Origin of the sequence: Okeania sp. SIO1H4 (assembly GCF_010672695.1) — a bacterium.
GTDB classification, from domain to species: Bacteria; Cyanobacteriota; Cyanobacteriia; order Cyanobacteriales; family Microcoleaceae; genus Okeania; species Okeania hirsuta.
Map to the genome: position 1 here is coordinate 644,392 of NZ_JAAHGB010000006.1, position 15,462 is coordinate 659,853.

At 34.2% G+C, this 15,462-nt stretch carries 10 protein-coding genes; 7 read left to right on the forward strand and 3 right to left on the reverse strand.

Annotated elements, in window-relative coordinates; genetic code table 11:
• The first annotated feature begins 21 nt into the window (after positions 1 to 21).
• Positions 22 to 147 carry a hypothetical protein gene (locus tag F6K06_RS07040; protein WP_275670377.1) on the forward strand — a complete coding sequence of 42 codons (126 nt, stop codon included), beginning with the start codon at positions 22 to 24 and terminating at the stop codon, positions 145 to 147.
• A gap of 108 nt (positions 148 to 255) precedes the next feature.
• Here the strand turns inward: F6K06_RS07040 and F6K06_RS07045 are convergent, their stop codons facing one another.
• The gene (locus F6K06_RS07045; RefSeq protein ID WP_124145044.1) at positions 256 to 1,821 is read right to left on the reverse strand and encodes an OB-fold nucleic acid binding domain-containing protein; all 1,566 of its coding nucleotides are present in this window, start codon (positions 1,819 to 1,821) and stop codon (positions 256 to 258) included.
• A 123-nt stretch (positions 1,822 to 1,944) separates the two neighbouring features.
• Positions 1,945 to 8,034 (reverse strand): DNA polymerase III subunit alpha, encoded by a 6,090-nt coding sequence (dnaE, locus tag F6K06_RS07050; RefSeq protein ID WP_287238803.1) that lies wholly within the window; start codon positions 8,032 to 8,034, stop codon positions 1,945 to 1,947.
• Positions 8,035 to 8,754: 720 nt separating this feature from the next.
• Between dnaE and F6K06_RS07055 the strand changes: the two genes are divergently transcribed.
• Positions 8,755 to 10,377 carry a hypothetical protein gene (locus F6K06_RS07055; protein ID WP_124143187.1) on the forward strand — a complete coding sequence of 541 codons (1,623 nt, stop codon included), beginning with the start codon at positions 8,755 to 8,757 and terminating at the stop codon, positions 10,375 to 10,377.
• Between the two features lie 162 nt (positions 10,378 to 10,539).
• On the opposite strand, the gene F6K06_RS07060 is transcribed toward F6K06_RS07055, so the two are convergent.
• Positions 10,540 to 10,668: a hypothetical protein gene (locus F6K06_RS07060; RefSeq protein WP_275670271.1), complete on the reverse strand. Its 129-nt coding sequence runs from the start codon at positions 10,666 to 10,668 to the stop codon at positions 10,540 to 10,542.
• A 166-nt stretch (positions 10,669 to 10,834) separates the two neighbouring features.
• Between F6K06_RS07060 and F6K06_RS07065 the strand changes: the two genes are divergently transcribed.
• The 5 genes from F6K06_RS07065 (at position 10,835) to F6K06_RS07085 (ending at position 15,359) form a co-directional block, all read left to right on the forward strand.
• A complete protein-coding gene (locus F6K06_RS07065; protein WP_124143188.1) occupies positions 10,835 to 11,071 on the forward strand; it encodes a hypothetical protein in 237 nt (78 codons plus the stop codon).
• Between the two features lie 147 nt (positions 11,072 to 11,218).
• Complete coding sequence (locus F6K06_RS07070) at positions 11,219 to 11,368, forward strand: hypothetical protein (protein ID WP_161564320.1); 150 nt, start codon at positions 11,219 to 11,221, stop codon at positions 11,366 to 11,368.
• A 281-nt stretch (positions 11,369 to 11,649) separates the two neighbouring features.
• Positions 11,650 to 12,393 (forward strand): hypothetical protein, encoded by a 744-nt coding sequence (locus F6K06_RS07075; RefSeq protein ID WP_124143189.1) that lies wholly within the window; start codon positions 11,650 to 11,652, stop codon positions 12,391 to 12,393.
• Between the two features lie 953 nt (positions 12,394 to 13,346).
• Complete coding sequence (locus F6K06_RS07080) at positions 13,347 to 14,153, forward strand: hypothetical protein (protein ID WP_124143190.1); 807 nt, start codon at positions 13,347 to 13,349, stop codon at positions 14,151 to 14,153.
• 312 nt (positions 14,154 to 14,465) lie between these two features.
• Positions 14,466 to 15,359, forward strand: coding sequence for a hypothetical protein (locus F6K06_RS07085; RefSeq protein WP_124143191.1), 894 nt, complete (start codon positions 14,466 to 14,468; stop codon positions 15,357 to 15,359).
• Positions 15,360 to 15,462 lie beyond the last annotated feature (103 nt).

Below are 15,462 nucleotides of genomic sequence, written 5' to 3' on the forward strand. Positions count from 1 at the left end.
TTATAACTATATTTAGGGTTTGTGATCAAAAGTCTTTTAGTAGGGGTAGGAGACAGGAGACAGGAGACAGGAGGAATGGGAATTATAGAGGAGGTAGGAAGAAGAGTTGTCCGCAGATTGTTCTGCTTTTTTTGCCCTCAATACTAACTTTTTGAAGTTTTTATGCCAAAAACAAGCTCACTTTTTTCGCTCCAAAAAGGCTAAAACTAATACCATTCAATGCTTTGAAATTTAATCAGCAAGCCCTAGTTACTATTATTTAGAAGCAAAAGCTTCCCAACTAGATATCTGAACTTTAAACCCTACATCATGAAAACGACGAATAGTTGTCTCTTCATCTTCAACCCAAAATTGCCGACCAAACTGTACTAAATGTTGTTGTTTTCCATCAGATATTAATGCTCCTATTGCTACCTTTGCTTTTTCCAGATCACCAGAAGATTGTTCTTCAAGAATGGCTTTAATTTGTTCAAATAAAGAATCATTTTCAGGAATAATATTTACTGGTATTTGTAAGATAATTATTTGTCTTTGTTTCGCAGAACCATTTTCAGTTATTAATAATTCAGGGTCTTTTTTCGGAGGATTTTTTTGACTTTCTAATTGCTCTATTGGTTTTTCTACTTCTACAATAGGTTGGTTAATTTCTATCTCTTCATTTCTCGATTCATTTTGATAATTATCTAATTCTGTCACTGGTTTTTCATGTTGTTCTACTGCATCTGCCATTACCTTTTCTAATTTGTCTGCACCATCTACTAATAACTGATTTTCATCATCCTTCTTATCAACTTTTCCAGTCAAGACTAAAAGAGAACTTTCTATTAGTAAATTTTTAATTTCTTCATATATTTTCGGAAAAACTACTGCATCTACCTGCCCAGTCATATCTTCTACTTGCAGAAATGCCATGCGATCGCCTTTTTTTGTAATATGAGGTTTAATTCCAGCTAACATTACCAATAATTTTATAACTGACTTAGATTTTTTTTCCTTCATTTCAGCAATAGAAATAGCATCCGAAATTTTATTTTGCTCCTGTGCATATTTGAGAGGATGGTCGGATACATAAAATCCTATAATTTCTTTTTCATACTGCAATTTTTCTTTAGCTGGAAAATCTGAAACAGTGGAAGATTTAGGAGCAGAATCAAAAGCAGGCATTGTTTTTTCTGCCACATCAAATAAACTTAATTGCCCTATATCCCGGTCTTTATTTCTATCTTGCGCCCATTTCATTACACCTTCTAAATCTTTGATTAATTGGTGACGGTTTGATTGAATTTTATCGAAAGCTCCACATTTAATTAAAGATTCTAAAGTACGACTATTCAGAGCATTAAGATTAACTCTGTCACATAGATCGGCTAAAGACTTAAATTCTTCCCCTTCTTTTCTTGCTTCTAAAATTGCTTCTATTGCTCCTTCACCTACATTTTTTACTGCGGATAATCCAAATAAAATTTTATCTTTTGTTTCTCCTGTCGCTACTTTTGGCAAGGGAGTAAAATCTACTTCTGACTTATTAATATTCGGCGGTTCGACTTCGATATTAAATTTATGACAATTAGCAATATATTTTTGTACTTTATCTTGATCGCCACTATTAGCAGTTAGTAAAGCTGCCATATATTCGACTGGATAATTAGCTTTTAAATAAGCAGTTTGATAAGCTACATAAGCATAAGCTGTGGAATGAGATTTGTTAAAACAGTTAGAGGCAACTAACCCATTTGCTAAGACAAAATTATGGTCTTTAGCTACTCCAATATCATAAACATTTTCTGTTTTTGCCAGCTTGCGAGAAACAATTTTAACCACGACGATAACTCCTTAAAATCTGTTCTATTTTTGCTTTTTTGTAATCCCAGAGAAAATCTAGAATTTCTTGGCATTTCAGGGGGTAATGAAATGCCTAAATAATCTGTTGCTTCAATTGAGGTTTTAACTGACGATAGGAAATTCCCATTCTGCTAGACTCCTTAAACATTTCAAATCTAAATTACGCTCAAAAATTTCATCAATAGGCAGCATTTGACCATCTTCAGTCATAAACTTATGTTCTGGTGTTGCCCGAATTACTGTTCCATCTTCCAGACTATATTCATAAACTTCCTGCATACCTCGATTATGCCATTGAGCGATTGGTTGTGTATAAATATATCCATTTTTATCTACCGTATAGACAGTACATTCAATCTGTTCTTCTACAATTTTACCAATAGGAATAGCGCCATATTCTACAGTCATAATTTCTGTCTCATAAGCCAAACAATATTCAGCGAATTTAATCATTTGTTCAAACAAATCTTCTGCCACTGCAGAATGAACACCTCTTTGAGTCGCACCATCAATAAATATTTCTCGATGCTTTTCCATTTCTGAAACTTTCTTTTTACCCATGCAATTGTGAACTATAAAATCATTGGCAATAAAGTTATGAGTTTCGGAAATTGTCAAATCAAAAACTTCTTCTTTGCCAATATATTCTATAGAAGTAATCTCATCCCAAAAAACCTCAGAATTAGCAATGGATTTTAATTTTTCATCTGCAAAAGCTGTCGCAAATCTATTAACTTTATGACGGGATAAATTCCTAGTTGGAGTATTTTGAAAATTTAAACCTGACGACATAGTGCCACGACATACTCCGACAGCTTTATCTATTTCTGTCCAAGTCATTCCACTAGCTTTTTTAGCTTCTGCAATTAGGGTAATAATTTCTGGAGGTAGACAATGTTTAGATTGATTTTTTTCTCTTAGGGAGTAGGGAGTAGAGAGTAGGGAGTAGGAATTAGTAATTCTGGTTCCAGAAAATAGGAAAGAAGAAAAAGAACCACACCTTATAAGTCTGAGAAATTCTATATCTTGAATAACTAAATAACAACTTTCACAAAGTTGCTTTTTGTAACTACTTAAATATGGTTCTATCAATTCACAAAACTTGAGCATATCCTCACGTCCTGTAATTTGAACTCGATAAGAAAGATAAGGTTTACCTTGATATTTTATCTTCTTAATATTGAACAGAGAAACTATACCTAAACGTAGAAGTAAATGTTGGATTTGTCTGACTAAAACTTCTGAGGTAGAGTTATATTCTGTATACCCAATTGTTTTGTTTGTACGGATGTTGTATGCAACGTCCGTACCATCTGTTGACCATAAAATTCCTAAGAAAAGTTGTAACTGACTCTTAGACAAAGAAAATACCCAATCAGGAATTTCTTTATCCCGTGAATTAGCAAATTTGAGATGATTATCTACCCAATTATTAAAAGCTGAAAGAAAACCTATACGAACATAACTAACTGATTTTTTGCCTTGATGTAGTTGTTGATCGATAGGTGCTAAAGAACCAAATAATTCTTCTGCACAACAATTAAAATCAGCAATTAATTCCGGATCACTATTACAGAAATAACCACAAGACGGACTCTTAGTAGATAGATACCCGTCACGTATTAAATAAGCAGTAAATTTAATTTGAGCATCAGATATTTGACTGCCATGATTAATCGGAATTTTCTTTGGTAAACCTAAGCGATCGCCTACAGAAAAATCTTTTAAAGGTTTCCATCCTAAAACTGTATAAAAAAGGTGGTCGTTTGTAGCCTTAATTTTCCGGTTTGTACGAGTGGTAATTTCCCAAACATCTCGCACACCATTAGGATGAATTTCTGTTATTGGTTTTTGCACAATTTGTTGAGTTTTGGTGTCTAAAGAAAATACTTTTCGACTTAACCAATACTCAGGTTTAGCAGCTATTTCTTTGAGAGTAACTAAGTTGCCTGTTGCTGCATCTATTACTTTTGTTGAACCACTCAAACAACGACGTAATAAATCTGCTTCTCCCAAAGAATATCCTGCTAAATCTTGAGCCATTTTCATAATTTGTTCTTGGTAACAATTATGAACAACTACTCCTTCAGCTAGAAAATAAGGAGAAGCTTGGTCTTCCATTTCCAAATCAAAACATTCTGCTTTTCCTGCTTCTTCCACCGAGACAACATAAACAAGTCTGATATCCTGTAAATGATTTTTTTCGTATATCTTTATATCAGAGTTTTTCCGATTTTTTGGCTGAGGTTTATCTAAAAAATTTAAGGTAGGTTTTTCCTGAGCCAACTTCTGATTTTTCCGACTGAAAGTATCTGTCTGAGAAATAGAATTTTCTGAAAGAGTTGTCAAAGGAAAATAGGAAATCTGTAGATAGTTTTCTCTCAAATTTTCCCTAATTTCTAGTTTCTGTCTATCTAAGAAATTTGTCTGTCTAAATAAAGTAGCTTTTTCCTGAGCCAACTTCTGATTTTTCCGACTCAAAGTATCTGTCTGAGAAATAGAATCTTCTGAAAGAGTTGTCAAAGGAAAATAGGAAATCTGTAGATGTCTTTCTCCAGATTTTTCCCCATTTCCCCACTTCCCTCTATCTAAGAAATTTGTCTGTCTAAATAAAGTAGCTTTTTCCCGGGAAAACTTCTGATTTTTGCGACTGAAAGTATCTATCTGAGAAATAGAATCTTCTGAAGTAGTTGTCAAAGGAAAATAGAAAATCTGTAGATGGTTTTTTCTAAAATTTTCCTGATTTTCTTGCTGAGGCTTATCTAAGAAATTTGTCTGTTTAAATAAAGTAGCTTTTTCCCGGGAAGAATCCAGATTTTTACGACTCGAAGTATCTATCTGAGAAATAGAATCTTCTGAAGGAGTTGTCAAAGAGAAAGGGAAAATCTCTAGATAGTTTTCTCGGAAATTTTCCTCATTTCCCCAATTTTTTCTATCTAAGAAATTTGTCTGTCTAAATAAAGTACCTTTTTCGAGGAAAGACTCTAGATTTTTCCGACTCGAAGCATCTGTCTGATAAATGGAATTTTCTGAAGAAGTTGTCAAAGTAAAATAGGAAATCTGTAGATAGCTTTCTCTCAAATTTTCCCAATTTTTCAGCTTCCCTCTGTCTAATAAATTAGTCGGTTTAAATAAAGTATCTTTTTCCAGGTTCCTTATATCTGATAAATTTGTCTGTTTAAAGAAAATACCTTTTTCCAGAGAAAACTCCTGATTTTTCCGACTCGAAGTATTGGTGTGAGAAATATAATTTTCTGAAGGAGTTGCCAAAGGGAAATAGGAAATCTGTAGATAGTTTTCTCTCAAATTTTCCTCATTTTCTTCCTTGAGTCTATCTAAGAAATTTGTCTCTTTAAATAAAGTACATTTTTCCAGAGAAAACTCCTGATTTTTCCGACTCGAAGTATTGGTGTGAGAAATATAATTTTCTGAAGGAGTTGCCAAAGGGAAATAGGAAATCTGTAGATAGTTTTCTCTCAAATTTTCCTCATTTTCTGCCTTGAGTCTATCTAAGAAATTTGTCTCTTTAAATAAAGTACATTTTTCCAGAGAAAACTCCTGATTTTTCCGACTCGAAGTATTGGTGTGAGAAATATAATTTTCCGAAGAAGTTGTCAAAGATAAAGAGGAAATTTGTAGATGGCTTTCTCTAGATTTTTCCCCATTTTCTGGCTGAGGTATATTTGAACAATAAGCTTCATTTTTACCTAGTCTTTTGTTATTACTAGAAACCTGCCATTTTTCATAAACAGCAGAACCATAAATATTACCGTTTTTAACTCCTGATTCTAATTCCCAGGCAAACTTATCTCCTTCCGGCGTTAAAAAGCGATGGTTTTTTCCCGCATAAATTACCGTTCCGCTAGACAAAGTAATTTTCAATATTTCCCTAACACCACTCCGCCACTGTTTAGCAACTTTTGCCTGCCAAACTTTCCTACCATCCGAAGTTAAAATTATCTCCCCACTCTTAATATTTTCGATCGCCTCTCTCGAACCATCTGGTTGATCGATTAAAGTTCCCTTTGGCAGACACAAAACTCCATAAGTTTCTTGCAAAATTGGTTCTAACTTTGGATGTTGGTATTCAATTTTCTCCCGCCCATGTTTCCGGTCAATAAATTTAGGAATTAAACCCGCATCTAAAGGTCCGGGGCGATACAAAGCCAATATAGAAGAAATATCTTCAATAGAAGTAGGCTTCAATTTTTTCACCACATCCACCATGCCAGAAGATTCCAACTGAAATACTCCTTCCAAGTCTCCAGACTTTATCAATTCGTAGGTCTTTTTCACATCCTCTGGCATTTTCTTAATATTGCCTCTCGCCAAAATTTCCATTGCCTTTCTTTCATTAGCTGGTAACTCATCTGGAACTAAAGGAAGATGATGATTTTGCTCAATCAAATCGGCAGTATTCTGAATAATAGTTAAATTTTTCAATCCCAAAAAATCCATTTTCAACAAACCAAGGGATTCTATATCTTCCATGTGATACTGAGTAATCACAGCTCCATCATTATTCCTTTGTAAAGGCACAATTTCATCTAGGCGTTCCTTAGAAATTACTACCCCTGCTGCGTGTACTCCAAAAGTCTTATTAGTACCCTCAATTCTGATTGCCATATCTATCCATTGACGAACAGAAATTTTACTAACTTTTCCGGCTTGATTATCTTCTATTTGAATTTCATTATTTTCATAAGCTTCCTTAAATTCAGGAGAAGAAGTCTCATCAGAAATCATCACTTTTAACTTAGCTGGTTTACCCCGTGCAACAGGAATTAACTTTGCCATTTTATTCGCTTCCCCAAACGAAACTCCCAACACTCTCCCCACATCTTTTAATACTGCCTTAGATGTCATCCGGTTAAAAGTAATAATTTGGGCAACTCTCTCTTCTCCATACCGTTCAGTCACATAATCAATCATTGCATCTCGGTTTTCAATACAAAAATCTGTATCAATATCTGGCATTGATTTCCGTTCGGGATTCAAAAATCTTTCAAATAATAAGCCATGATGTACCGGATCTATATTAGTAATCCGCAGAGAATAAGCAACTAATGAACCAGCAGCACTTCCCCTACCAGGTCCGACAGGAATATTTTCATCTCTGGCATATTTTATGTAATCCCAAACCACCAAAAAATATGTAGAGAAACCTTTATCCTGAAGAACTTTCAATTCAGTTTCCATCCGCTCTTTATATACTGCGGAAATTTCACTTCTTTGTTTAAGTTTCAGCCTTTCCAATAATCCTTCCCAAGCAAGTTCTTCCAGATAAGTATCGGCATTATGTTCTGGCGGAATGGGATAATCAGGAATTCTTGGTTCTCCTAAAATTCCTTGATATTTTTCAACTTTATCTGCCACTTCTAATGTATTGGCGATCGCTTCTTCTATAATTTCATTTTCTAGGTGGTCTTTAAATAGTTGCTTCATCTCTTCAGCAGACTTTAAATATTCGGTACCGCTATACCGCATCCGTTTTACTTCAGAGATTAATTTTTGAGTATTAATACACAACAAAGCATCGTGTGCTTCTACGTCTCGACAAGAAATAAAATGAGAATCGTTTGTGGCTACTATTTTTATCTTTAATTTATTGGCAATTTTGACAATTCCAGTATTTACTACTCTATCTTCTGGGAAACCATGGTCTTGTATTTCTAAATAGTAATCTTCTCCAAATAAATCTTTGTACCACTTAGCTACTGTCTTCGCTTCATCTAATTTTCCCTGCATAATATTTTGCGGTACTTCTCCTGCCAAACACCCGCTAGTTACTATCAGACCTTCGTGATATTTTTCTAGTAATTCTTTATTAATACAAGGTCGAGCAAATATGCCTTTTCCTTGAAAACCATGTAGATGAGAAAGAGTTGTTAGTTTGACTAAATTTTTATAGCCTTGAGTATTTTTTGCTAATACGACTTGGTGAAATTTTTTGCCTCTTTGTTGTTTCTCAATTTCTCCATTTATCACATACATTTCATTGCCAATTATGGGTTTAATTCCTTTATTTCTACACAGTTTAATTAATTGAATCGCCCCATACATTACTCCATGGTCTGTCAGAGCAATGGCTGGCATTCCTAGTTCTACTGCTCTATCTATTAATTGTGGTAATTGGGATGCCCCGTCTAATAGGCTATAATCGCTATGAATATGTAGGCCAACAAATGACATTTTTTTTAGATTTTAGAATAAATATTTTAGATAGCTTTATTTTATAAGGAAGAAGTCAGAAGGAAGAAAGAAGAAGGTTGATATTTAATTTTTGCTGGTATTGGTTTGACTGAAAGTCTTTACCTGTAAAGTTTTTAGGGTTTAATGAAAGGTAGATATAAATTAAGCTTATAAATTATTGCTAAGTATATTTGGAATTTAAACTGAATTTGGCAAAAAAAGTTCAAATGAGCTATTTAGGAGGAAAAATGGGGGGAATTTGGGTGCGATCGCGTTCTCGTATGCCATTTGTTATAAGTATTGATATGTAAGAGATGTAGGGTGGTTGCTTGTCAAGAAATTTTCGTGTATTTTGGAGATAAGTTATTTGCTCTGCATAGGTGCTTATTAAAATGAAATAGGCTTTTAGTTAGTGGGAGTGCGATCGCGCTCCCGTCAATATTATGTAAGTCAAACTACAATTAATTAGGGTTTGCTGAATAAAGTCTTTTTGCTGGGGTAGGAGACAGGAGACAGGAGAAATGGGAATGAGCGAGGAGGTAGGAGTAAGAATTGTCTCTCAATTTTTCTGCCATAATCATCCCAAAATACTAGCATGCATGATCTTTTTCCACCGAAAAGCTGCTACTTTTTTCAACTATAAAACGCTAAAACCAATATCAGTCAATACTTTTAGAATTAATCAGCAAGCCCTAATTATGTTTATATCAAATCACTATTATGGCGACTAAAAACGTCGATCTAACTTTGAAATGGCTACTTCAATCTGAATCGCGAGAGAAATTTATTCCTAGTTTAGGTAGAGAGCCATGGATAACTGTTTATTTTGATAAAGTTACTGAAAACGAGAATCTTGGTATATTTTCAGCCTTGATTCCAAATGCTGATGTTGAAACTTCTCTAAGCAAGATTTCTTGGGATTTCCATCTTGAAGATGGGCATCTATGTTTCAATAAAAATCTTAACTATTTGCGGTTTGGAAACTTAGATGATGTAGAACCGTTTATAATTCATCGGGATTTTCATGGCATTCGTGACTCATATAACGAAATGATTGAAGAGTTTCGACACTTTCATCGTTTGTACCACGATTTTGAAAAAAATCAACTTATCAAATTTGATGATAGAGGAGATGAAACTGTAGTAGCAAAACTTGAAATGGATAAAGTTGAAGTTCGTCTCAAAGAAGTGCGTCAATTTCTTGCTGTAAAAGAGATGTACTTAGCAATTTATTTTGACTTTAAACGATATTCTGAATTAATACTTGATGAATTTCCACAGGAATTAGAGCATAAAAATAAACAGGATTTAACTTACTATAGACTTTGCGCAAGTTCGGCAGAAAATTTTCATATAGCCAACTACAAATCCTTCTCATACTTGTGTGGAAAAAAACTGATTCCTCCATTTCCACTCAATCGCTGTGGAATGTGGCCATTCAATGATAAGGACAAGGAAAACTACATTGATTTCATTATTGGAGTGGATGAAAATGGAGATTCAGTCAAATATTCTTGTAATCCAGATGAGCTTGCAAACTACTTTGGTGCTAATCCAGATGCTCCTAACTATCTCACACCTGTTTTCTTTCGGCGCGAAGTTCTTACAAAATATTATGCTCATCCAGAACAATACTCGGTTGAGGATGGATTTCTAAGATGTCAAGGATTATGGGGATTGAAACTTGATAATAATCATCCTGAATACATAACTGTCTTCCTTGGAGACTTAGCATCTTTGCCATCAGATGAACAAATATATTGGCGTAGTTACAATATTCTACCTGAAGGAAAGATTAGTAAAGTTAATTTTGATCGTAGCTTTCAACTAACACCTGCTCCTCCAGAACAAATTGACCTTATGTTTAAGGATCGTTTTGTTAGGTTTTCTAAGAATTGGAAAGAATCTATGGGATGGAGTCTTTTTCGGGAATTAGCTGAATCAGACCAGTATCTTTTTGAAACTTTGCGCATTCCCCTGACAAATAGTCAGGCAGAATTTGATTCACAGGTTCTTGCTCTGACAAAGATTTTGATTGATTCTCTAAATGAGAGGGAAATTGTTAAGGCAACACCAGTAGGTAATACCGAAATAAAGGGAATATCTAAATTCCAGCAGTTCCTCAAAGCTCATCAATATCCAAACTATGAGCAGCAGATAAAATTCTTGAGAAATTTGCAAGAACTTCGTTCAGCTAGCGTGACTCATCGTAAGGGCGACAATTACAAAAAGATTGCCAAAGCTTTCGGATTGAAAGACAGTAACCGTTCTCATGTGCTGAAGAACATTCTTGTTGAAGTTAGAGACTTTCTTGTATCACTTGAGAGACACTTTTGTGAATAAAGCAACAAGTAGGGAAAGACCATGATATTCCTCCCAAAAAGATGGTAAGGTAACAGACTTCATAACTTATCATAGTCAATTGTTTGCCCTTTTCCTTCAGCAATTTACTGTTTCGCCTGTCTCGCTGCTACTACTAACTTGCTTTGGGTTTTTTCAAAAGATTTATCCTACTTTAATACCAATTTGAAAATCTGCAATATATTCTCGTAAATGCTCAAAAATTCTTTCCTGCTGCTCATCAGAAAGAGACTCTAAAATTTTTACAACAGTTGCTATATTTTCTCTTGACATTGTTTTTATAAGTAGTAGGATTTAATGCAAATAAATAATCACATCATCAGTAAATTATAATTTATGCAATATTGTTTGAAGTGCAGTATTTTTATCATAAAGTCAAATTAATTGGCGTTTCCTTGATTACTATATTTTAATCTCTACTCAGCAAAGGAGAAGTCTAATGAGTTTGTCTGTCATTGATGAGGTAGTCGAACAATTAAAAGTTATGCCACAGTACAAAGTTATGCCACAGTACTTAGTATTGCAAGTGCTTGAATTGGCTCGGAAATTGCTAAAAACTCAAGTTAGAGGTATTTCAGGAACACAATTATTACCTTTTGCTGGCTCAATTTCTCCTGAAGACCTTCAAACTATGGACGAAGCAATTAAACAAGGTTGTGAACAAAATGAGTGGTAAATACCTTCTAGATACAAACATTATTACTGCGCTCTTTGCCAACGAAGCAGGACAGTAATTTCATTTGCCCAGAGGTCAAGTCCGGCTACGTCCTGAGCAAATAGGACTCCTTTTGTTATGTTCGGTTTGCAATTGTGCTAATTGTTGTTGGTAAGTGGTGAAATCTTGGATTTGAGTGGTGGAAAAGGCGAGGTGGATTATTTGTTCGCCCAAGTCGCGGAGTTTGTGGAAGTCTTCGGTAAGATGGGGGTAGCGATCGCTATGGATTTAATCAGATATTCTTCGGCTTCAGAATAGCAACTTAAATCTTTATAAATTAATCCCAAATTGTTGGAAATATTTGCTACTAATATATTTTATTTGTAAGCAGAAGAGATTAACACCTTTGGAAAAAGAATGTGTTTGAATAATCAGGGCAGTTAAAAGACATATACAGGCAATGTCCCTTAGACTAAAAAGATAAATTATGACCTAACAAATAGTATCAAAGCTATTCATTCTGACCCCTGACTCCTGACTTCTAAGAAATAACCTAGTTATTTGTAGCAAATATTTATCAAATTGGTATTAACTCTAAAATGGGAGTAGTTTATATAGGCGATCGCGCCGTCGGGAAAACTCACTTAGCATTAGAATTGGCCAATCCCCAAGGAAATTATGTCCAGGTTTCTTTGGTCAATCAAAATTATCAAAATCTCCAGGCAAATTTACTTAATTTAGATGGCACTTCTAAACCTACTCAAAGTATTGAAAAGCGTTCTTTGGATGTGAAAGTTAGACTTTCTACTGGTATAAGCAAAATTTCTGTAGATTGGATAGATTCTCCTGGGGAATTATTTCGTAGGTCATGGCAATCTGAGCATATTAATGAATGGCAAGATTTTAAAGAAACAATGGGTAAAAGTGAAGGAATTTTTTTAATTGTTCCTCCCTATAGAGAAATTTTACAGCCTCATATTAACCAGGAAAATTATATTACTCAGCAACAATGGTGTAATAGATTTAATCGTTGGACAGACTTTTTTATTTATGATTGTCCTCAAGCTCGACGTATTGTAATATGCATGAATAAAGCTGATTTAATTGATTGTAATCTTGAGCAAGAAATTTCTAAATTGGCTTATTTACCTCATGGTTATACTATGAATTGGCTGCAACGGCATAATTATGTAGTTAATAGTTATTTTTTACCACTAAAACAACAGTTAGAACAAATAAATAGCAGTCGTTATGGTTTATCTGTTCGGTGTTTTATTACCAGTATTTATCACCGTAGTTTATTAGAATTACCTTGGATTTATTTAGCTAGTTATTTAGTTTAAAAGAAGCAATAAGGAAGAAGGAAGAGGGAAGAGGGAAGAAGGCAACAAGGGTAGTTGTGAATTATAATGGTATAGCTAGTGGGAGCATCTTACTCCCGTTCTAAAAATAAGGAAGAAGGAAAAAGCAAGAAGGTAAGAGTGAAAGTTTTGTCATTGAGTTAGATATTTCCTTTTGTCAAACAAGCAAGTTAAATTAATCAATAGTAAAGTAAGTATTTCCTGCGGAATGCTGCGCAAACAGCCATCAGCTATTAGCTATTGATGAGAGGAGGAATTCAACAATTAATAATTAATAGAGTTGTCGCTAAATAAAGGGAAAAAATCACTCTAACCTAGACAGAGCAATAATTCTAAGCATTTTTGCCTTTCAATAGCTACAATTCTTACAGAACAAGGTTTTTGGTTTTTTTTAAGTTATAAAGCGACAAGTCTAATAATTAATAATTAACAATTACCTCTCTTTGGAAAGAAGAGGATTGACTAATCATGAAAAATTTTTCTTGTTTCTCCTTTAAAGGAGAGGCTTTAGACCACAATTTATCGGTAAAAGCAATTGAAAAATTGAGAGAGAATTAAAAGTTATATCAAGTTGCACTGATTAACCACAATATAAAAAGATGGCATACTCCTCAAGAGTCATCTTAAGATGACTTAAACTATTAGCCAAGGATTGAAATCCTTGGCGAGGTTAGCGAGCCATGTTATCCGCCAAGAAATAAATTTCTAGGATCAAAGCAGAAGTCATCTAAAGATGACTAAAGATAGCTAATTTATTATGGCTAATTAATGAGACTTGATATTACTGCCAAGGTACGCTCCTTCAACCTTAGAAGGAATTATTCATTATTTGCTGTTTGCGTAGCATCCCGTAGGGAAGTGCTGACTACTGAGAGCTGTTTGCGCAGCATTCCGCAGGAAATGCTTACATAGTAAACACAGATTTAATCAAAAAAATGGGGAATATTTGTATTATTGGACCTACGGGTGCGGGAAAGACTACTTATCTAGCAGGATTAGCTTATTGGCCGGAAAAAACTCACCCAAATTTTCAAATTACAGCCATTACTAATGATGCTCAAAATTTAGCTAATAAAGCTGAAACAATTATTCTCAATGGTGCTTCTTTAGAACCCACTATTATTGATGGAATAAAAATCAAAAGTTTCTATGATTTACCTTTGTATTCTTTTCACATAGAAATCAAGCGTTGGTGGCAACAAAAACCAGAAGAAATTAATCTAGTAGTACGAGATTATCCAGGAGAAATTTTTAATGAATTACAAACAGGTATTTTTAATCCTTTACATCAAGAATTTCTCGATGAATGTCTAATCAAAGATAATGTCGGTTGTCTAATTTTACTCCATAAATGGGAGCCAGGAAGCGACATATTTTATAGTAATGTGATGGAGAAATTTATTAATTTAATTGATGAGCGCGACCGCTCCCAAGATTTACGTCTAGCTATAGCAATGAGTAAATGTGAAAGAGGAGAAATTTGGCCTGGTCGTCTTGACCCAGAATTAGACATATTTAAAGTGCATTTACCAAGAACAACCAGTATTTTACAAAAACGTATTCCTCAACAAAATTTACGGTTTTATGCTATATCTACTTTTGGCGTTCTACAACGAAATGACCCCCGCCCAAATCGTACTGATGAATTAGGAAGTCCCCACTCAATTTTACGGGAACCTTTGAAATGGAAACCTTATGGCATAGTTTCACCCCTGTATTGGTTAAGTCAAGTTCAACAATGAATAATGAATAATGAATAATGAATAATTACCTCTCCTTGAAAAGAACAGGATTGACTAATAATGAAAATTTTTCTTTATTATCCCCTTAAAAGGGGAGGCTTTAAACCACAACTTTTCGGTAAGAGGATTTCAACAATTAATAATGAATAATTACCTCTTCTTGAAAATAAGAGGATTGACTGATAATGAAAATTTTTATTTATTATCCCCTTTTATGGGGGATTGAAACCCCTATTATACACCTTGAGAAGCTGATAGCTGACCGCTGAGGTGCTGACTGCTATTTCAAACCACAATTTTTCGGTAAAAATAATGTTTAAGTCCCTATTAAAGAACAGAATTAATGAGAATTTAAAAGAGGAAAATTGTTCTGGCATTTTACGAGTAATAGGCGATCGTGCTGCTGGTAAAACAACTTATATGGCAGCTTTAGCTAGGTGGCCAAATGCTGATTTTTCTAGTCCTGTTGAGTTAGTTACTCCAGCAAATAAAGATGGAGAATATTTGATTCAGCAGGCACAAAATTTGATAGAGTCAGGGTTACAAATTGAACAAACTCGTCTAGCTAATGATGTGCTAGAAATTAAGGATTATAGTTTAAGAATTACTCTCAAAGCAGAAGATAATTTGAGGCGATCAAATACTGTTTTGAATCTAGATATTAGTTGCAAAGATTATTCTGGAGAATTTTTCAGCGATGTACTTCAGCAAACAGATTCTCAATTACTTCGAGACTACTTAAATGATTGTTTTCCAGCTACGGGAATTATGTTAATGATTGACGGTACAACTCATCGTAAAGACCTAGAATATGCCAGGGGAGTCGATCAACTTTTAGTAGCATTAGCAGGTCGAGATTTGTTTAATGAAAAACGGCGTATTGCTTTGGTTTTAACTAAGTGTGAATTAGCTGATTTATGGGTAAATAGAAATAGACCGAAGTTTTTAGCAGAGGCGCGGTTTCCTACTATTTTTAAAAGATTAGAATCTTGGCAAAATTTGGGAATGGGTAATGTGGAATATTTTACAACTTCTGCTTTTGGGGTGACAGGAAATAAGTATTATAAGCCAAATTCTCAGCAAATTTATCGGGGTCGTGGTGGGGTAGCATCAGTATTAGAAGACTCGAAAAAATGGCGACCTTTTGGCTTAGTTTCTCCTATATATTGGATTTGTACGGGTAAACGTAATTCACAATTAGATTAGGAAGATAGGGAATAGTTCAAGAATTAAGAATTTAGAATTAAGAATTGAGAATTACCTCTCCTTTAAAAGAAGAGGATTAACTTAAAGAAAAATTTTTCTTTTT